Annotated in this window: 18 protein-coding genes and 1 riboswitch; of the genes, 5 read left to right on the plus strand and 13 right to left on the minus strand. The window is 61.8% G+C overall.

Translation table 11 applies throughout. The annotated features are described in order from the left end of the window. Positions 1-259: 259 nt before the first annotated feature. The 4 genes from GGU46_RS12535 to GGU46_RS12550 all read right to left on the minus strand — a co-directional run bounded on the left by GGU46_RS12535 (position 260) and on the right by GGU46_RS12550 (position 3,394). Positions 260-838: a phosphatase PAP2 family protein gene (locus GGU46_RS12535; protein WP_183403871.1), complete on the minus strand. Its 579-nt coding sequence runs from the start codon at positions 836-838 to the stop codon at positions 260-262. Continuing rightward, a complete protein-coding gene (gene hemF / locus GGU46_RS12540; protein WP_183403872.1) occupies positions 835-1,791 on the minus strand; it encodes an oxygen-dependent coproporphyrinogen oxidase in 957 nt (318 codons plus the stop codon). The genes GGU46_RS12535 and hemF overlap by 4 nt, the downstream gene beginning before the upstream one ends. Positions 1,792-1,927: 136 nt before the next feature. Next, complete coding sequence (locus GGU46_RS12545) at positions 1,928-2,824, minus strand: hypothetical protein (RefSeq protein WP_183403873.1); 897 nt, start codon at positions 2,822-2,824, stop codon at positions 1,928-1,930. A gap of 36 nt (positions 2,825-2,860) precedes the next feature. Beyond that, positions 2,861-3,394, minus strand: a complete 534-nt coding sequence (locus GGU46_RS12550; protein ID WP_183403874.1) for a GNAT family N-acetyltransferase — start codon at positions 3,392-3,394, stop codon at positions 2,861-2,863. 136 nt (positions 3,395-3,530) lie between these two features. Between GGU46_RS12550 and GGU46_RS12555 the strand changes: the two genes are divergently transcribed. Together GGU46_RS12555 and GGU46_RS12560 are read left to right on the plus strand one after the other, a co-directional pair. Beyond that, positions 3,531-4,151, plus strand: a complete 621-nt coding sequence (locus GGU46_RS12555) for a hypothetical protein (protein WP_183403875.1) — start codon at positions 3,531-3,533, stop codon at positions 4,149-4,151. A gap of 203 nt (positions 4,152-4,354) precedes the next feature. Beyond that, positions 4,355-6,481, plus strand: a complete 2,127-nt coding sequence (locus GGU46_RS12560) for an alpha-ketoacid dehydrogenase subunit alpha/beta (protein WP_183403876.1) — start codon at positions 4,355-4,357, stop codon at positions 6,479-6,481. A gap of 221 nt (positions 6,482-6,702) precedes the next feature. On the opposite strand, the gene tamL is transcribed toward GGU46_RS12560, so the two are convergent. After that, positions 6,703-9,333 (minus strand): translocation and assembly module lipoprotein TamL, encoded by a 2,631-nt coding sequence (gene tamL, locus GGU46_RS12565; RefSeq protein WP_183403877.1) that lies wholly within the window; start codon positions 9,331-9,333, stop codon positions 6,703-6,705. Between tamL and GGU46_RS12570 the strand changes: the two genes are divergently transcribed. Next, positions 9,324-10,079: a TrmH family RNA methyltransferase gene (locus GGU46_RS12570; protein WP_183403878.1), complete on the plus strand. Its 756-nt coding sequence runs from the start codon at positions 9,324-9,326 to the stop codon at positions 10,077-10,079. The two genes, tamL and GGU46_RS12570, sit on opposite strands and share 10 nt — an antisense overlap. Before the next feature lie 204 nt (positions 10,080-10,283). Here GGU46_RS12570 and GGU46_RS12575 read toward each other — a convergent pair whose 3' ends face one another. The 7 genes from GGU46_RS12575 to GGU46_RS12605 all read right to left on the minus strand — a co-directional run bounded on the left by GGU46_RS12575 (position 10,284) and on the right by GGU46_RS12605 (position 16,137). Then, a complete protein-coding gene (locus tag GGU46_RS12575) occupies positions 10,284-11,417 on the minus strand; it encodes a porin family protein (protein WP_183403879.1) in 1,134 nt (377 codons plus the stop codon). Positions 11,418-11,443: 26 nt separating this feature from the next. After that, positions 11,444-12,265, minus strand: coding sequence for a hypothetical protein (locus tag GGU46_RS12580; protein ID WP_183403880.1), 822 nt, complete (start codon positions 12,263-12,265; stop codon positions 11,444-11,446). Then, on the minus strand, positions 12,246-12,833 hold the full coding sequence (locus GGU46_RS12585) for an RNA polymerase sigma factor (protein ID WP_110979353.1): 588 nt from the start codon (positions 12,831-12,833) through the stop codon (positions 12,246-12,248). The genes GGU46_RS12580 and GGU46_RS12585 overlap by 20 nt, the downstream gene beginning before the upstream one ends. Before the next feature lie 276 nt (positions 12,834-13,109). Beyond that, a complete protein-coding gene (locus GGU46_RS12590; RefSeq protein WP_183403881.1) occupies positions 13,110-13,469 on the minus strand; it encodes a CoA-binding protein in 360 nt (119 codons plus the stop codon). 73 nt (positions 13,470-13,542) lie between these two features. Then, complete coding sequence (locus GGU46_RS12595; protein WP_183403882.1) at positions 13,543-15,123, minus strand: NAD(P)/FAD-dependent oxidoreductase; 1,581 nt, start codon at positions 15,121-15,123, stop codon at positions 13,543-13,545. A 152-nt stretch (positions 15,124-15,275) separates the two neighbouring features. Further along, entirely contained in the window at positions 15,276-15,593 is a 318-nt protein-coding gene (locus GGU46_RS12600) for a hypothetical protein (RefSeq protein ID WP_183403883.1), read from the minus strand. A gap of 136 nt (positions 15,594-15,729) precedes the next feature. Beyond that, positions 15,730-16,137: an acyl-CoA thioesterase gene (locus GGU46_RS12605; RefSeq protein ID WP_183403884.1), complete on the minus strand. Its 408-nt coding sequence runs from the start codon at positions 16,135-16,137 to the stop codon at positions 15,730-15,732. 183 nt (positions 16,138-16,320) lie between these two features. After that, positions 16,321-16,531, minus strand: a riboswitch (cobalamin riboswitch). Between the two features lie 99 nt (positions 16,532-16,630). Between GGU46_RS12605 and GGU46_RS12610 the strand changes: the two genes are divergently transcribed. After that, a complete protein-coding gene (locus GGU46_RS12610) occupies positions 16,631-17,956 on the plus strand; it encodes an MFS transporter (protein WP_183403885.1) in 1,326 nt (441 codons plus the stop codon). Here the strand turns inward: GGU46_RS12610 and GGU46_RS12615 are convergent. Then, a complete protein-coding gene (locus tag GGU46_RS12615) occupies positions 17,950-18,366 on the minus strand; it encodes a hypothetical protein (protein WP_183403886.1) in 417 nt (138 codons plus the stop codon). The two genes, GGU46_RS12610 and GGU46_RS12615, sit on opposite strands and share 7 nt — an antisense overlap. Positions 18,367-18,573: 207 nt before the next feature. On the opposite strand from GGU46_RS12615, the gene GGU46_RS12620 reads away from it, so the two are divergent. Next, positions 18,574-19,116, plus strand: a complete 543-nt coding sequence (locus GGU46_RS12620) for a DUF2911 domain-containing protein (RefSeq protein WP_183403887.1) — start codon at positions 18,574-18,576, stop codon at positions 19,114-19,116.

The following is a 19,116-nucleotide window of genomic DNA, read 5'->3' on the forward strand; positions in this document are numbered from 1 at the left end:
GCGCCGGCCGGAAAACGAGATTACGGGAATCAGCAGCCTGCGGTAGGGTAATAGCGGGTGCAACGATAAGGAAGCCAGCACCCAGCAGAGGTAATAATCCAGGCAAAATCATCTGATAGAAGTGCAACGGTACAGGCGAAACCGGAACGGGCTCAGAACGGGCTGTCGAGCTTATCGAATCACAACGTTGGGAGCCCGTTCCGGTTTTGCCCGTACCCCATCACAGAGCAAGAGCAATAGAAAACCGGGTTAGCTTTTTTTACAAAGCAGCCGCCGGCCACCAGCGTGGGGCCAGGCGCCGGTAGGCCGCCACGCACACCCAAGCCGTAGCGGAGCCGAGCAAAGCGCCCGCAACTACATCAGAGGGGTAGTGGGCCCCCAGGTACATGCGGCTGTAGCTCACGATAGCGGCCCAGATGAAGAGCATACCCTTGGCTACCCGGTAGCGGGCGGGCAGCAGCAGGCCTATGAAAACGGCCAGCGCAAAGGAGTTGGCGGCGTGGGACGACAGAAACCCGAACTGCCCCCCGCAGCCATTTACCAGGTTCAGGGTGGTAGAGAGGGTAGGGTCGTGGCAGGGGCGCAGCCGGGCAAAGTAGGGCTTGAACAGGCGGCTGGAAATGCCATCGGCCAGGGCTACGCTCAGGCCCAGCAAGGGTAGAATAAGCAGGGCCCGCCGCTGGTAGAGGTAGCACAGCACCACCACCAGCACGAAGTAGGCCGGAAACCACACCAGCCGCTCCGAGAAGAAAATCATCCACGCATCCAGCTTGGGCGAGTGGTGCGAGTTGGCGCCGAGCAGCAGCCAACGGTCCAGGGATTGAAGATGCTCGATCAAGCGGTAACAGGTGGGTCAGAAAGCCAGTCGATACCTTTTTGGAGCCACTGTTGGGTAGCGGCCTCCGGCGAGCCGGGCTGAGGTTGGAGGTTATAGTGCCACTCGCATTGCGGCGGCAAGCTCATCAGGATGCTTTCGGTGCGGCCCCCGGTTTCCAGCCCAAAGCGCGTGCCCCGATCGAAGGCCAGATTAAACTCGGCGTAGCGGCCGCGGCGCACCAGCTGCCACTGCTTTTGGGCCTCGGTGTAGGGGAGGGCTGCGTTCTGGCGCATCAGCGTGATGTAGGTACGACCGTAGATTTCGCCCACGGCCCGCACGAAAGCAAACAGCTCATCAAAGGAACCATCCTTACCCACGGCGAGGCGGTCGAAGAACAGGCCCCCAATGCCGCGGGTTTCCTGGCGGTGGGGCAGGAAGAAGTACTCATCGGCCCACTGCTTGAAGCGAGGGTAGTAGGTAGCGTCATGTTGGGCGCAGACCTCGGCAGTCTGCTCATGAAACCAGCGGGCCTGCGCTACATCCACGTAAATGGGCGTCAGATCCAGCCCGCCCCCAAACCAGGCCTCGCCGTTGGCTGCCTCGAAGTAGCGCACGTTCATGTGCGAAATCGGCACCAAGGGGCTGCGCGGGTGCTGCACCACTGATACACCCGTAGCAAAGTAGCCAGGGTCAGGCATCAGCAATACGCGGGCCGCCTGCTCACTCATCGTACCTTCCACAGCTGAGAAGTTGACGCCGCCTTTCTCGATGACGCGCCCCCCCGTGAGCACGCGGGAGCGGCCGCCGCCGCCGCTGTGGTGAAGCCAGGCATCTTCCTGGAAGCGGCCCAGCCCATCGGCGGCTTCCAGCTGCCGGCACAGCCAGTCCTGAAACTGGCGCATCCACTGCTCCACCGTGTCGCGGTGGCGGGGCTGGGTAGCCGCAGCGGGAAAATCAGAAGGGGAAGTAGGCATGCTGGAGAGTTCAGGTAGGGGGCACGGCAGGGGCAGCGAGCAAACGGAAAGCGCCAGACAGTGCCGCAAAATTCAAGAGGCGCAAAGGTAAGGGTTCTGTCGGGGGGTGAAACAAGTTGGCGAACTGGATGCCACCTTACCAATGCTGCAGAGCTTTCCGTGCTTCCTCCCGGCTGGTTGCCAGGTGGCTTTTCGCTACCCCAATTTCCTCCAGTTGTTTTGCTGCCTCAACAGATGGTAGCCACATCACGTGGTGGTTGCGCATAAGCAAGCTGCGGAATAAGGGATAAAACATGGTTCCCATGCCCTCAAAGTTGGTCATGTCAACTAAGATGGGTACGTCGGAGGGAAACGCCTGCACAAACCTGGTTAGGGCTGCCTCCTCGTTGGAAGACAAGTAGCCGTAAATTCTAACCTCGTAAGGGTCTGTGCTCGTTACCCGACAGGGGAGCCCAAAATCGAAATACTGCTCCAGTCGCTCAAAGTACTCCTGCTGCTGTACGGTAGTAAAACTGTGGCGTGCCACCCCTAGAACGGCTTCCACTACCCGGTGCTCCCGCGGGTAATTTGCCTTGCGCGGCGACCAAAAATTAACTGTATGATGGGCCTTATCCTGCGCTATCTGGTTTATAACAGTTATACCATCAGTGCCAGTTTGCGGAACTCGCGTCATGGTGAGCACTGCTGCACTATCGAGCGCACCGTAGAAACGGCGCATCTGTTGCTCCGACAAGAACGCACTATCCGCAAAAACAACTGGTTGCAGCGTATCGGTGCGGTTATATACCGTGAGGTGTATCCGGCCTATGCCCTGCCTGTTAATGCGGACACTGATTGTGGCCGGCGACAGAAAAGAAGGGTAAAACTTTCCTTGGTAGCGAAAGCAGCGAAAAGGAGGGTTTGTAAAGTGTTCTGCCTGTTGAACCTGCGCTTTTTGCTGGGATGTAGCACTCGCTGCTTTTGCTACCTTTTCAGACTTAGTTGAGCAGGATGCTGTACCGAGAAGTAGCGGAAGTAGTAGCTGATACTTCATGGATTGATAAATAATTCTTCCTGAAAGTGTGTTTTTCTATTTATACTTTACTAAATCTTTCCTTAGCAGCAGCAGCTCCAGTTTCTGGCGCGGAACCCCAAAGCGGGTGTCCGTTGGGAAGGCCGCTGTTTCGCCGGTACGCCGGAAGCCGTGGCGCTCGTACCAGGCCAGCAGCTCCGCCCGCACCGAAATAACCGAAATCAGGATGCTGGTGCAGCTCAGCTGCCGGGCGTGGGTTTCGGCCGTGGCCAGCAGGTGCTTGCCCAGGCCCTGGTCCTGCTGCGTCGGCTCCACGGAAAGCATACCCAGGTACAGATCGGACAACTGGTTTTTCAGATAGACGCTGCCCAGCAGCTGCCCGGCAGGGTTGCGGGCCAGCAGGAAGGTAGCACCCGGCGCGTGGAGCAGCTCCCGCAAGTCGTCGGGGTCGGTGCGCTGTCCGTCCAGCAGGTGGGCTTCCGTGGTCCAGCCCTGGCGGGACGCATCGCCGCGGTAGGCGCGGTTTACCAGGGGTAGCAGGTCAGGCAGGTCGGCGTCAGTGGCTTCGGAGAGAAGGGGAGCAGTGAGCATGATGCGAAGGTAGAGGTCCGTGGAGAATGAGCAGCCGCCCAAAAACTATTAGTGACTACTGGTGCAACCTGCTTGAGAGCAGATGGGCTCTTCTAAGCGTACCCTTTCATTAATTAACCCAAGTTGCGGTGTTCGTATGAAAAAGAAATTATGTAGTGGACTTGTCGTGAGTGCCCTGATGTACTGCCTGGGAGGCTCGGCCGTGGCTCAGGAAGCCGCCGCCAACCCTGGTTCGCCGGCGCGACCCGCTTACCTGCGCCTGGGGCTCGGCTCGGCGTACGACATCGATGGCTATTACCGGAGTGCCCGGCTCACGCTGGAATACGCGCCTACCCTGAACCGGCACTTAGGGCTGGCTAGCCGAGTAGTAGGTGTACTGGGCAAACCCAGTGGCTCCAGCCTCGAAGCGCAGTTGCCCAACCAGAAATATAAGGCTGCTTATCTGGAGCAGGAAATTATCTACTATCCCCTGGGTACCGACAAGCGGGTGCTATTTGGAGTGGGGGCGGGGGGCTTCGCCGGCTACTACCGCAAAAACGGCTTCACGTATCTGCAGGCCACCGATGGCCGGGTCACGGACTATCAGTTGAATTCCAGGCAAGGCCTGCACGCCGGCTACCTCCTGACAGCAAGCCTGGAGGTGGCCCTCGGTCAGCAGAAACGATGGTTACTGGGGGCGAAATCTACGCTCCGCAACGGCATTGAGGGCAACACCACTACCTCCACGCATAGCCTGACCCTAGGTCGCCGGCTCTAATACTGGGTCCAAGGGCTGACGGTGCCTGGAGCAGAAACGTTGGGCTGCTACCTACTAGGTAGCAGCCCAACGTTTCTGCCGGACTTAGTGCCCGTAGAGGGTTGGGTGTAGGTGCGGAGCGAAGGTCATTTGATGAATGTGGGAAGCCTGGGGCTGCCACCTATTCATTGTGTAATTTCGCCGGACCAACCCACCCTCCATCCATGTTCACGCAACCCGCCCCGACCCTGGAACCTGACTTTGCTACCACCCGACCCAACCGCGAAACCCTGCGTCGGGCCTATCTGCTGATGCGTACCGCCGACGAGCTGGCCCGCCTCTACGAAGAAAACAAGGCCGTTACGGCTCGCTACGTGCACGCCACGGCCCGCGGCCACGAGGCCATTCAGCTGGCCGCCGCCTTCCACCTCACGCCCCACGACTACGCCGCGCCTTACTACCGCGACGACGCCTTGCTGCTGGGCCTGGGGGTAGCGCCCTACGAGCTGATGCTGCAGCTCATGGCCAAGCGCGACGACCCGTTTTCGGGCGGGCGCACCTACTATAGTCACCCCTCCCTGCGGCGGCCGGGGCAGCCCACCATTCCGCACCAGAGCTCGGCCACCGGCATGCAGGCCATTCCGGCCACCGGCGTAGCCCACGGCATCAAGTACCTGGAAGGGCAGGGGCTGGCTCCCAAAGGCTCGGGCACGCCCGCTGCTACCCCCCCGGTGCCGCCCGTAGTGCTCTGCTCCATCGGCGACGGGGCCATGACCGAGGGCGAAGTAGCTGAGGCTCTGCAGATGGCGGTATTACACCAGCTGCCCATTATTTATCTGGTGCAAGACAACGACTGGGGCATTTCGGCGACCAGCCGGGAGATGCGCGCCATGGATGCCTACGAGTTTGCGGCCGGCTTCAAAGGCCTGCAGCGCCTGCAGTTTGATGGGGCCGATTTCCTGGCCAGCTACGCCGGCATGCAGCAAGCCACCGAGTACGTGCGCCTACGGCACGGGCCGGTGCTGGTGCACGCCAAGTGCCCCCTGCTGGGCCACCACACCAGCGGCGTGCGCCGCGAGTGGTACCGCGGCGACAACCTGGCCCAGCACACCCTCCAGGACCCGCTCCCGCGCTTTCACCAGCAGCTGCTGGAGCTGGGCTTCGAGGAGGCCGACCTGGAGGAGCTGGGCCGCCAGGCCCGCGCCACCGTGCTGGCCGACTACGAGCGCGCCCTGGCGGCCCCCAACCCCGACCCGGCTACCTTCGCCGACCACGAGTTTGCGCCCCCGGCCGTAACCGAAGAAACCGGCGAGCGAAGCCCCACCGGGGCCGATAAAGCCCTGATGGTGGACGCCGCCCTGCACGCCGTGGATGACATCCTGCGCGAATTTCCGGAGGCCTTGTTTTACGGGCAGGACGTAGGCGGGGAGCTGGGCGGCGTGTTCCGGGAGGCGGCTCTGCTGGCCAAAAAGTACGGCGATGCCCGCGTATTCAACACGCCCATTCAGGAGGCCTACATCGTGGGCAGCACGGCCGGTATGAGCGCCGTGGGTGCCAAGGCCATCGTCGAAATTCAGTTTGCCGACTACATCTGGCCCGGCCTCAACCAGTTGGTGGAGGAGCTGAGCAAGTCCTGCTACCTCTCCAACGGCAAGTTTCCGGTGCAAAGCCTGATTCGGGTACCGGTGGGAGCTTACGGGGGGGGCGGGCCCTACCACTCGGGCTCCGTGGAAAGCACCCTGCTCACCATCCGGGGGATTAAGGTGGTGTACCCCAGCAATGCGGCCGACATGAAGGGCCTGCTGCGCGCGGCCTTCCTCGACCCCAACCCCGTGGTGCTGCTGGAGCACAAGGGCCTGTACTGGAGCAAAGTACCCGGCACCGAGGATGCTAAAACTGTAGAGCCGGCGGCGGGCTATGCCATTCCGCTGGGCAAAGCCGCCGTAGCGCAGGAAGCCGACGCTACCAAGCTCCGTAACGGCGAAACCTGCGTGGTTATCACCTACGGTATGGGCGTGCACTGGGCCAAAACGGCCAGCAAGCAGTTTCCCGGCCAGGTCGAAGTGCTGGACCTGCGCACCCTCAACCCCCTCGATTGGGAAGCCGTGCAGGCCGCCGTGCGCCGCCACGGTAAGGCCCTGGTGCTCACCGAAGAGCCCCTGCTGAACTCTTTCGCCGAAAGCCTGGCTGGTCGCATCCAGCGCCACTGCTTCCGCCAGCTCGATGCGCCCGTATTCACGCTGGGCGCCGCCAACCTGCCCGCCATTGCCCTCAACGTGGAGCTGGAAAAGCAAATGCTGCCCAGCCCCGAGAAAGTAGCCGCCGCCCTGCAGGAGCTGCTGGGGTATTAGTGGTGAAAAGTTTAGGGTGAGAGGGTGGAAGGTAAGCGGGCAGGAGTTGAAAAGCCCGTCATCCTGAGCGCAGCGAAGGACCTTATCACACCGAAACGATTGTTGTACTAACGACTTGTTCGGCCGTGAGAAGGTCCTTCGCTGCGCTCAGGATGACGGGCTTTTTATGTACGTAAGCACACAGTTTTAACTCACCATTTCACTATCTCACCACCTCGCCACTAGAAGGGGTAGCCGATGCCCAGGTTGAATGCGGTTTGATCCTCAGCCAGGCTGAATTTGCGGATGGCCCACTTGTTTTTCGGCGCCGTTGGGTCATAGACCTTGGTGGCTACGTCGAGGCGCAAAATCAGGAAGGTGAAATCGAAGCGGAAGCCAATGCCAGAGCCGACTGCAAACTGCCGGTAAAAGTTGTTGAGCTTGAACTGCGCCCCCTCTCTTGGGTCTTGGCGAATGGTCCAGACGTTGCCGAAGTCCGTAAACACCGCGCCTTTGATAAAGCTGTACAGCGGGAACCGGAACTCGACGTTGCCTTCCAGCAGCAGCTCGCCAGGCTGCTCCAGGTCATAGTCGCGGATTGGGTCACCGTTTTCATCCTCCAATTCCTCTGAAGGATTATCTGGGTTCAGCTTATACTGCGTAGCGGAGCCTACCCCCAGGCGGCGGGGCTTCCAGGCCCGCACGCTGGAGCTGCCGCCCGCAAACAGGTACTTGTCGTAGGGAATCAGGTAGCCTGTATCTACTTGCTTGGTTACGGAGTTCTGTATGCGCGTGGGGCTAAGTGCTGCCGCCAGGCCCCCGGCCAGCCGGTACACCAAGTAGGTTTCAGGCCCCAGCTTGTAGTAACGCCGGTAATCGGCGGTGAACTTGGCGAAATCGTAAATCTTAAGCTTGTTATTTCTCAGGTCCTCGGGGTCGTTTTCCAGGGGTTGGTCCTGGTACAGCCTCCGGGTCAGGCCGCCTACCTCCGCAAACAGGCGCAGGTAGCGCGCGTCGCGGGTTTCGTTGAAGTCGTTGGAGTTGTAGAGGGAGGTAGCGTTAAAGCTGGGAACGAACAGGTTGTCGAAGCTGCGGTAAAGCGGGGAGCCCTGGCGGATGAGCAGCGTCTGCAAGTAGGCCGCAAACTCCGGGTCGATTTTAGCGGTGCGGATAACGCTCACGTCGAATGGGGTGAGCACGTACTGATGATAAGCCGAGCGCTGCCAGATGTAGTCCAGCGTGCCCTCCACGTTGGTGCGGGTATAGTCCGGGCGCTGCACGTAGGTGTAGGTGGCGTTGAAGCGCGTGCGCGGGTTGTACTGGCTTAGAAACCGATTAGGCCGCCACGGCACCAGAAACTGCGGCAGCACCAGGTTTACGTTGGCCCCCAGCTGGGTAGTAAGCACGCTACGACCCTCCGTAACATCACCTACTGCTCCCACCACGCTGTACTGTCCTTCGAAGCCCGCGCGCAGCCCAAATTCCAGCAGCTCGGCTCCGCCAAACACGTTGCGGATTTTCAGACGCACGTTGCCGAAGGGACCCGCCCGCTCCGCCACGTAGGTGCCGCCAAACTCGGAGGTTTCCTGAAATTTCTTGGCCGGGGAGGCATTCACGGTGGCATCCAGCAGGCCCCGGGCCGAGTCGGCGGGTGCCTCGGGCCCGCGCACGCGCCGGTACGTGACGGTGCTGAACCGGAACATATCCAGGTTAGCGAGTTGGCGCTGGGTAAGCTGGGTGTTGCTGAGGCTGTAGGCGTGGCCGGGGCGCACGGCCAGCTTGCGGTTCAGGGCCCGGGTGCTGAATTTGTGCTGGTAGGCCAGGTAGTACACCGAGTCGCGGATGATGGTGTCGCGCTGGCGCCCGAAGCGCACCAGGCCCGCATCGGTAATGAAGCTTACCCGCCGCACCGTGTAGAGGCGGTGCTGCTCCCCGCGCGTGGGCTTGCTGATGATAGTGCGCAGCCGCACCGTGGTGGGGGCAAAGCTGGTATCGGCCTCCAGCGTGATGTACTGCTGGCGAAAATCAAAGTAGCCCTGGTTTTTCAGCAGGTCCTCCACTCGGTTACGCTCGGCCCCAATCTGCTCCTCATCGTACTGGTGGCCCACCCGCAGCAGACTCTGCGGCTGCGAGGCCAGCACCCGCCGCGAAATGGCCGTGTCAGCAATGTCGTAATCCAGCTGGGAGTAACGAAACGCGGGCCCCTCCTGAATGCGGTACACCACCGTCACCCGTTGCGAATCGGCGTGGAAGGGCGAGCGAAGGGTGAAGATGCGCAGGGGCGCGAACTGCCGGGTGGGCACGGTATCGGTAACCGAAACTGAGCTGCGGAAAAATCCCTTCGACTTCAGAAACGTGCCCAGCTGCTCCACGGAGGTAGCCGTCAAGGACGAATCGTAGATAACCGGGGGCTCGCCCAGGCGCATGATGGCATTGCCCTTATCCAGGGCCAGCTGGTGGCGCTGCACGTGCCGTTCGCGCTTGGTGAGCAGCTTGCCTACCTCCGCCGAGTCGGTGCCGGCGGCTTTAATCAACTGGTTAAACTCCGTGCGCTCCGCATCCAGCTTGCGCTGCAGGCGCTCGGGGTTATAGAACGAGCGGCCTAGCTGGTAGATGGCTACCTTTGGCAGCGGAAAGGTGCTGTTCGGCTTCTGCTGCACCAGGGCTTGCAGGCGCTCGGCGTCGGCCTTTTCGGTACCCTCTACCCTCACGCGGCTGAGCAGGCGCTGGCCGGGCTTGAGGAGGCGCAGGGGCGAGCAGCCGCTGAGGCTGCCTGCCACCAGCAAGCTGCCCAGCGCCACGCGCGCCACGTTTTTATCTGAAAAAAAGCCCCGAACGGGGCCCTGACCGTTAATTAGCGAATATGGTTTCAAAAGCAGTAGCGAAATACGTGCACGCGCTGCACCTGAAGAAGTACCGAACCCGGCACGGGGCCTTCCTCGTGGAAGGCGGCAAAAGCGTCCGGGAGCTGCTAAGTTCCGGGATTCTAACGGAACGCCTCATCGTTACGGCTGAATTCGGTGAGAAAATCCGGCCGGAAATTCCGGCGGGCCTACCCGTGGATGTCGTATCGGAGGACGAACTGACCCGCCTGGGCACGCTCAGCACCAACAACACGGCCCTGGCCGTGGCCCGCCTACCCCAGCAAAAACCGCTCACCCCGGCGCCCGGCCAGCTTTTTCTGGCCCTCGATGAAGTGCGCGACCCCGGCAACGTGGGCACCCTGATCCGGCTGGCCGACTGGTACGGGCTGGCCGGCGTGGTCTGCTCCGAAACCTGCGCCGACCCCTGGGCGCCCAAAACCGTGTCGGCCACCATGGGCTCTTTCACCCGCGTGCCCGTGTGGCAGCGCGAGCTGCCCGCCTGGCTGAGCGCCCTCCCCCCCGAGCTGCCCGTGTACGGCGCCGACCTGCACGGCGACAACGTGCACCGCCTCACCCTGCAGCCCACGGGCGTGCTGGTGATGGGCAGCGAAAGCCATGGCCTCACGCCCCCCGTGGAAGCCTGCCTGACCCAGCGCCTGCACATTCCGGGCCGCGGCCAGGCCGAGAGCCTCAACGTAGCCGTTTCCGCCGCCATCCTGCTGGATAACTTCTACCGGCATTCTGTGCATGAGTAAGTGAGTGAATGAGTGACGTGTCATGGCGAGCGGAGCGAAGCCATCCTTCCTGACCAAAGTGCTACCCCCCTGACATGTGACAAGCCCTTGACGACTGTGCGAGCGTCAAGGGCTTATCAGGTTATCAGGCTTGTCACGGAGGAGAGGAAGGATGGCGTCGGTACCCTCGCCATGACATTTCACCAGCTCACTATTTCACCACCGCTATTGCAGCAGGGAGATGCCGAAGCTCAAGGTTTGGGCCTGGGGGCCGCGGTTGTTTTTGAAGGTGTCGTTGAGGTGGTATTTAGCGAAGAGGTCGAGGCCGCGGATGCCGATGGTGCCTTGCAAACCGTACTGGAAGTCGGCCAGGTTGTAGGAGCCGCGGTCTTTATCTTTCTTGGTGTTGCCCCCGTCTTCGTACTTGATTTTGGTGTGCGAACCCAGGCGGTAGCCCACGAACCCGCCGGCCCCGATGCGGAAGGCGTCGCGGCCTTTCTTGTTCTTGAAGTCCAGCACGGGCATCAGGGGCAGGTTGATGCTGGAAACGGCCAGCTTACTCTTTTGCAGCTCCCGGTTGGGGGTTTCCAGGTTCCGGCTGATGATGGTGCGGCCATCGACATCAAAGAACTGGTTGTTTTTGTCCAGCATGTAGTTGTTGAACGCCAGCTCGGGGCCCGTAATCAGGTGAAAGGGCGAGCCCTTTTTGCCGACCCGGATATCGTAGTGCCAGTTCAGGCTGAGGTAGCGGGAGCCGATGGGGCGCAGGTCGAAATCCTCGCCGCCGACGGGCGTTTCGCGGTTTACTAGCGTATTCAGGCCCAGGTCGATGTTGAAGTTGCTGCGCACGGCGCGGTTGGCGCGTTGTTCGTCGCGGGCCTTGCGCTGAGCTTCTTTTACTGAGTCAGGCGTAGAGCTGATCCGAACGGACACCCCTTCCTTGTCGTCGGGCTTATCGTACACCGTTACCCCAAAGGCCCGGCCCAGTACTACGTCCACCCGGTCCGCCGATTTATTCTGGCTGCCGGGGCCCTGGTTGCGCACCGTAATGCGAATCTGCTCGGGTACTTTTTTACCCGGCTGTTCCTTGGCGGGGTAGAACTCCATGGTTATCTGCTCCGATTTGGAGTTTTTGCCGGCTGCCTCGGCCTGAGTAATATAGGCGTCAAGCAGCACCAGGAGGGAGTCGAGCTTGTACTGGCGCATCTGCCGGAGCTGGGCCTTGTCCTTGACGTAAAGGGTCATGGTAGCCTGGTTGGGCAGCTTCACCAGAATGGTGTCATCGTTGCCGGGGCGCGTGGCTGCCTGCGAGGCGAAACCCAGCAGCAGAAAGGCGAGGAGAGCGAAAATGCGTTTCATGAGAAAAGGCGCGTAAAGCGGGAGAGTTAGAGTTGGATGATTTTGGTGAGCGTGCGCCCCGCTACGTGGGCCTGCACCGTCACCGATTCGGGTAAGCCGGCCTCCGTGAGGCTCACCCGCTCGCCTTTCACGGCATTGCGGGCCTGCCGGAGCAGGGAAGTCAGGCGGGGCCGACGAGCCGGCTCAGCAGCTAGCGCCGTAGCCTCCGTACTGGGGCGTACTTCCACCTCAATAGGGCCTGCAAGGGCCACGGTAGCGGTGGGCAGCTCCGTTGGGCGAACCAGCTCCGGGTCGGGCGTACGCTCCGGAAGCGTAGCGCGGGCGGGGGTAGTAGCGGTAGGAGCAGGCTGGGTAGCGGCGGGGGCGCTGGCCAGGGCTAGCTGGCGGGGCGCCGGCGCGGTGGAAGCCTGGGGCCGGGCGGGCCGGCGGCTCTCCGAAGCGGGGTCTGGTTGTACACCCGCAGACCGGGTTTCGAGAGAAGGTGTCGTAGTGGCCACTACGGCGGCTGGCTTATTGGCCTGGGCTTCTGGGAGGCTAGATGGGGAAGCGGGGGTAGGGGTTGCCTGAGCCTTGGAAATATTTTCTGAGGTGGCCTCGGGCGTGGGGCGGACCTTAGTAGCCGCCATTTCGGGGGCGCCGGGGCGGCCGGGGTTGCTGCCTGTTAGTACCCACCAGGCGCCGCCCAGCAGCGTGAGCAGGGCCACGGCCGCAGCAGCCAGCCACAGCACGGGGCGCTTGCGGCGGGGCTGAATCTCGGCTTCAATTTCGGCCCAGAGGAAGGCGGGCGGGGTAGGCGCGTGGCCCTGCAGCCGCTCGCGGAACAGCTGATCAATATCTTCCGGTTGCATACAGTTCTTTCGGGGTGTGGGTGGAGGAGGCCGGCTGGGCTTGGGCGTTGGCTACCGCGAGGCGGCGCTGGAGCATGGCCCGGGCCTTACTGAGCTGCGACTTACTGGTGCCTTCCGAAATACCGAGCAGCTCGCCGATTTCGGGGTGGGTGTAGCCCTCCAGGGCGTACAGGTTAAAAACGGTGCGGTAGCCGGCCGGCAGCTCAGCCAGCAGGGCCAGCATATCGTCGGCATTCAGGCGGCTTTCGGCTTCGGCGGGGGTAGCGGGCGTTTCGTAGGTGAGGTCCTCAATGGCCAGGTGCAGGGGCTCTTTGCGCCGCAGCATGCCTAAGGCTTCATTCACCACAATCCGCCGGATCCAGCCCTCAAAGGAGCCTTCGTGCCGGTACTGGTCCAGGGCCCGGAATACTTTCGTGAACCCCACAATCAGGGCTTCTTCCGCGTCTTCGCGCCGCCGCAGGTAGCGCATGCACACGGAGAGCATCAGCCCGGCAAACCGCTCGTAGAGCAGCTTTTGGGCCCGACTGCTCCCTTGGCGGCAGGCGGCTATGAGGTCAGCATCAGTCACGGAAGGAGGAGTAAAGTTCAGATCAAATCAGGGCGTTTGAGGAGCTAGATGGAAAGGGAGGGGTAGGGGTTGCCTGGGAAGTGAAAAAATGTTCTTGTCACCCCAAATAAGGTAGAATACTGCTGATAATCAGCAAGGAAAATTGTGTAATTCAATCAGATATGTGCAGCCAAAATCCCGCAGTAGTTTGAAATAGATAAGATAGAAAGCCGTACCGCAAAAAAGCCCCGATACCTGAGGTATCGGGGCTTCAGTTAAAACAGGGGGTAGGAAACCCTAGTAGTTACCGACAGAGAGCATGACCAACGTACAGGCCTCCTCCGTGCGGATTCCGCGTTGCTGAGCCAACTCCTCCAATTCCGGGTTTTCGGTGCCGGGGTTGAAGATGATGCGTTTTGGGTTCAGGTCCAAGATGTAGTCGTACCAGCCGGGCTGGTTCTGGGGGCCTACATAGAGGGTTACGGTGTCAATGCCTTCGGCCGTGGGGCGGTCCGTGCGGATATCGAGGCCGGCTACCTGGCCTTTGCGAATGCCCACGGGCACTACCTCGTGGCCGTAGCTCTTGAGTTGATGAACGGCACGGTAGGCGTAGCGGGAGGGGTTATCGGTGGCCCCCAACACAAGGGTCTTTTTCATAGGAAGGAAGTTTTTCCTCCTTCTTCTAACGCTGAGTGAAGAAGAATGGAAGAATGATTTCTCCTTATAACGATTATTTCGCGCCAATGGCTGCAAAGGCCGCTTCCGCGCACCGCTCGCCATCCATGGCCGCTGACACGATGCCGCCCGCATAGCCTGCGCCTTCCCCGCACGGGAACAAGCCCTGTACCTCCGGGTGCTGCAGCGTGTCCCGGTCGCGGGGGATGCGGACAGGGGAGGAGGTGCGGCTTTCCACCCCCACAATCTGGGCCAGGTTGGTGGCGTAACCCGGAATTTTGCGGCCGAAGTTCTGGAAGCCCTGGCGCAACCGTTCTGCCAGCGCCGGCCCCAGCACCTGGTCCATGGGCACCGACACGAGGCCCGGCTGGTAGCTGGTTTCCAGCAGCTCCGGCGACACTCTGCTTTTCAGAAAGTCGCCGAGGCGCTGGGCGGGGGCCAGTTGGGTGCCTCCGGCCAGGCGGCAGGCGCGCTGCTCTATTTCCTGCTGAAACTTCAGGCCGGCCAGCGGCCCGTGCTGGCGCACATCCATGTCTTCCAGCTCCACGGCGGCCACAATGCCGGAGTTGGCAAAGCGCGAGTCGCGGCGGCTGGGGCTCATGCCGTTCACCACCACCTCGCCGGGCGAGGTAGCGGCCGGCACAATAAAACCGCCTGGGCACATGCAGAACGAGAAAACGCCGCGCTGCCGGTTTTTCCACTGCGTCTGGTGCACCAGCGAGTACGAGGCCGCCGGCAGCACCCCCCTATCCTGGCGGCGGTACTGGGCCTGGTCGATGAGGGCCTGCGGATGCTCTACCCGCACGCCCAGGGCAAAGGGCTTGGCCTCAATGAGTACGCCCCGGCGGTGCAGCAGCTCGTAGATGTCGCGGGCGGAGTGGCCGGTAGCCAGAATCACGGCGTCGGCTTCTAGGGCCTGGCCGGTGGCGGTTACTACCCCGCGCAGGCGGTTATTCTCCAGAATGAGGTCATCCACGCGGGTATCGAAAAGAACTTCGCCGCCGGCCTGGCGCACACTCTCGCGCAGGGCCGCCACCACGTAGGGCAGCTTGTTGGTCCCGATGTGGGGGTGGGCATCCACCAGAATATCGGGGGTGGCGCCGTGCTGCACCAGAATCCGCAGAATGCGCTGAATATCGCCGCGCTTGGTAGAACGGGTGTAGAGCTTGCCATCGGAGTAGGTGCCCGCGCCGCCTTCGCCGAAGCAGTAGTTGGAATCGGGGTTGACGAGGTGCTCCTTGTTGAGGGCCGCCAGGTCGCGGCGGCGGGTGCGCACGTCTTTGCCCCGCTCCACCACAATGGGCTTAATTCCCAGCTCAATAGCCCGCAGAGCCGCAAATAAACCGGCCGGACCCGCGCCTACAATCAGCACCGAGCGGCGGGCGCGGCTGACATCGGGGTACTGAAACCAGGGGCCGAACAGGTCCGTGGGCGGGGGCGTCTGGTAGATATCGGCCCGCAGGCGCACCAGGGGCTGGCGGCCGCGCGCGTCAATGGAGCGCTTGCGCAGGTGCACAAAATCGGCCTGGCCGGGCACCAGGCCAGCGGCATCCAGCAGGGCCCGGTAGCGCGCCAGTTCATCGTAGGCTACCTCCGGCGGGAGCAGTAGCTCAATTTCTTGTTTCTGAGACGACATAAAAGAGGTGAAAGGGAGTTAGCCTTTGAACCGGTAACTGGGTTACGGAGCTGCAAAGATACGCAGCCAAAAACAGCGTCTGGCCTCAGCGAGCCTACAAAAAGACTGCTGAAGCCAGACGCGGCTCATTAAAGCAAGTAAAGCAGCGGAGGCTACTGGCCCTTGGGCTGAGATGGACCGCTTTGCAAGCGGGGCCAGAATTTCTCCATGGACTCGTTGAACAGCGTCAGGGTTTGCGTGCGTACTTCCCCGGAAGGATGGCGCAGGAGCTGGCCCAGCAGGTGACGGTACATTTCCGTCGTGACCTCCAGTCCTTTGGCGCTTACGAGGCCGTGGTGGAGCAGGTCGCAGTTAGCGGCCACAGAGTTTGCCATAGAGTCAGTGAGTTCTTCGCGGGCCAGGTCCGCTTCCCGGAACGACTGTTCCAGGCGGGCATTCATTTCGGGCGTGTAATGCTGATGGGTTGCCATATCTACTCAGATAGGGGAATGGCCTGTCTAACCTGAATCCGGAGCGGAAAGGTTCAGTCCAGAAACGGAAAAATCCAGACTTTTGCCAATAACCTCCAGTAGGCTAGTTTGTTCGTTTACGAGAATTTATGTTCTTCTATCTTGCGCCCATATCGGTGCCCAGGATGCGGACGGGGCGCTTGTGCTCATCAATGGCCACAAACGTGAACAGGCCCGATACGGCGCGGTGGCGGTCCTCGGAGTACATCTGCTCCACGAACAGCTCCACGCGCACCTTCAGGCTGGTGTTGCCCACGTGCTCCACGCGCCCGATCAGCTCCACTAAAGTGCCGCCGGGAATAGGGTGGGTGAAGTCCACCTTATCAGAGGAAACCGTAACCATTTTGAGGCGGCTGAACCGGGTGGCGGTAATAAAGGCTACCTCGTCCATCAGGTGCAGGGTAGTGCCGCCGAAGAGCGTGTCGTAGTGGTTGGTGGTGTTGGGGAAGACGGCCTTGAAAATCCGGGTTTCGGCGCGGCTGATTTTCTCTTCGAGAGTAAACATAGGTAGCAAAAGTGAAAAGTGAGAATCTTTTCGCTTTGGCCGTAGTGCACGGCTTCGCACCTTGTTTGGGCCTTCATCGGGTGGCGGCGCGCCGTGGTAGCCGAGCCCTGGACACAGACCTGCCCGCCGCTACCGGCCCTACGCCGCAGAACCCGACAAGGCCCTCAGGTCGCGAAGGAGCCTTCTCAACAAGAGCGGCGGGCAGGTCTCCTGACTTACACCCTGCTTCCCGCCCTTCTCACCCGGCAGGGCAATGGGCGTGGTGGGGAAGCAGCGGCCGGCACGCGGGGTGCCGGCGGGTACTTACAGTAGCGCGTCTGTCCGGGAGTTGCACCCGGTTCCCTTTTCATGCCTACCCCCTCCGGGGCCGGCAACCTGCCGCTCGTCTGACTGTACTAACAGACAAAGAACGAAGGGCCAAAGGTAGCAGAACCGGCGGCATTGGGGCAGTTTTGGTAGTTTGCGGCCGTCCATCGTTTTTGTTTGCCTGCCCATGCCCCAGCTTCCGCCCGCCGCCCCGCGCACCATGGCCTCCCGCGTCCAGTCTATCTTCAGCGGCTCGGTAGGCAACCTGGTGGAGTGGTACGACTGGTACGTGTACTCGGCCTTTGCCCTGTATTTCGCGCCGGCTTTCTTCCCGAAGGGCAACCTCACGGCCCAGCTGCTCAACTCGGCGGCCATCTTCGCGGTAGGCTTTCTGATGCGGCCCCTGGGCGGCTGGCTGATGGGCGTGTACGCCGACCGCGCCGGGCGCAAGGCGGCTCTGCTGGCCTCGGTGCTGCTCATGTGCGGGGGCTCCCTGCTGATTGCCCTCACACCTTCATACCAACAGATAGGGGTAGCGGCGCCGGTGCTGCTGGTGGTAGCCCGGCTGCTGCAGGGCCTGAGCGTGGGCGGCGAGTACGGTACCTCCGCCACCTACCTGAGCGAAATGGCCGACCAGCGCCACCGCGGCTTCTTTTCCAGTTTCCAGTACGTGACGCTCATTGCCGGGCAGCTGCTGGCTTTGCTCGTGCAGCTGGGCCTGCAGCAGGTGCTGGCGCCCGCCGAGCTGTATGCCTGGGGCTGGCGCGTGCCCTTCGGCATTGGGGCCGTGGCCGCGCTGGTGGCCCTGTACCTGCGCCGCAGCATGGAAGAAACCGACCAGTTTACCCGCCACACGGCAACTACGCCCGCCCAGCCGCCCAACCAGATGCGCCTGCTGCTGCGGCACCCCCGCGAAATCCTGACGGTAGTGGGCCTGACGCTGGGCGGCACGGTAGTGTTTTACACCTTCACTACCTACGTGCAGAAGTTTCTGGTCAATACCACGGGCTTCACCAAGAACCAGGCGACGTTGGTTTCCTTTGGGGCGCTGGGCGTGGCCATGCTGCTGCAACCCCTGCTGGGGGCCATTTCCGACCGGGTAGGCCGGCGGCCGGTGCTGCTGTTTTTTGGGATAGGGGCCACGCTGCTGACGGTGCCGCTGCTGCGGGCGCTGGGGCAGGCCCCGGGGCCCGGCGTGGCTTTCGGCCTGCTGCTGGTGGCCCTGGTGGTAGTTAGCGGCTACACCTCCATTAATGCCGTGGTCAAGGCCGAGCTGTTTCCCACGGAAATCCGGGCTTTGGGCGTAGGACTGCCCTACGCCCTGACCGTGGCCATCTTCGGGGGCTCGGCCGAGTACGTGGCCCTGCTGGCCAAGGATTACGGGGTAGAAGAGTGGTTTTACTGGTACGTGACGGCCTGTGCTGCCTTTTCCCTGCTGGTATACCTGCGCATGCCCGATACCCGCACTACCTCCCGCCTGCGCGAAGAAGCGCAGGCACCGGCGGCCTACTGAACCACAAGCGTATCGGTCAGAGGGGTAGGCGTAGCACTCGGGAAGTGGAAAATATAGGTGCCGGGCTGGGTGGCCGTAAACGGGTAGCTGCCCTCGTAGCTTGACACTACTTCGGGGCAGACGCACCCTTGGTATGCTACCACCGGGCTGAGGTAAATGTGGTTGCCACTGCGCTGCTCACTTAATGATTTGAACTCCCCGCAGCCATTGATAATCTGCAGGGTATAGCGCACGGTTACGGGCGTGCCTACCTGCCCGGTTGCGGGGCTAAGCACTTGGGTAGTCGGGGCCAACACTTCCGTTGAGCAGGTGTCGGGCTTGCTATCCAGGCTCAGGCAGCCTGCAAGAGCTGTTGTTATCAGCGTGGCGGCTACCAGCCGGGGGGCGTAAAATAAGACCGGAGAAGGCATAGGTAAAAGGAGGCTTAGGCTCTAAAGAGGCCGCAAAACTTGTGGATGGTTGCACCGCCGGCCCCCACCCGGAGTATTTTCGGGCGCCGGGTAACCCGCTGCGGCTGCTTAAGGTATAATTCTTGCTCCGGGCCACTTTGCCCTGGTGTACGGCCCAGGCCACCGGGGTGCTTTGCCCCGGCGTTGCGTATGTGTTACTTCCCCTCTATGCCCCACGTATATCCGCCCGCGCGGTTGTGCTTTCTGCTGACGCTGTTGCTCCTGGTAGTAGTGGCAGCCTGTACCCGAGAAAAAAATCCGGACGAGAAACCTGCGCGTCCCAGCCCGCCCGCCGTGGTGACGGGGGGCCGCGGCGCGGCGACGTTCACCATTCGCTATAGTCAGCCCTCGGCCAAAGGCCGCAAAATATTCGGGGGCCTGGTGCCCTACGGCCAGGTATGGCGCACGGGGGCCAATGAGGCCACTACCTTCTCCGTAAACCAGAACGTGACCGTGCAGGGCCGCCCCCTGCCGGCCGGTACTTACGCCCTGTTTACCATTCCCGGCGCCCAGCAGTGGACCGTCATCTTTAACCGCACCCCCAACCAGTGGGGGGCCTACGAGTACCAGGAGGCCGACGACGTGCTGCGCGTGAAGGCTACCCCCGCCGCTACCCCCCAAACCCTGGAGCAGTTCCTTATCACGGCCGACCAAGCCGGCCGCGTCACCCTGGCCTGGGAAAATACGCAGGTGAGCTTTGTGGTGAAGTAG

Origin of the sequence: Hymenobacter latericoloratus (assembly GCF_014199535.1) — a bacterium.
GTDB classification, from domain to species: domain Bacteria; phylum Bacteroidota; class Bacteroidia; order Cytophagales; family Hymenobacteraceae; genus Hymenobacter; species Hymenobacter latericoloratus.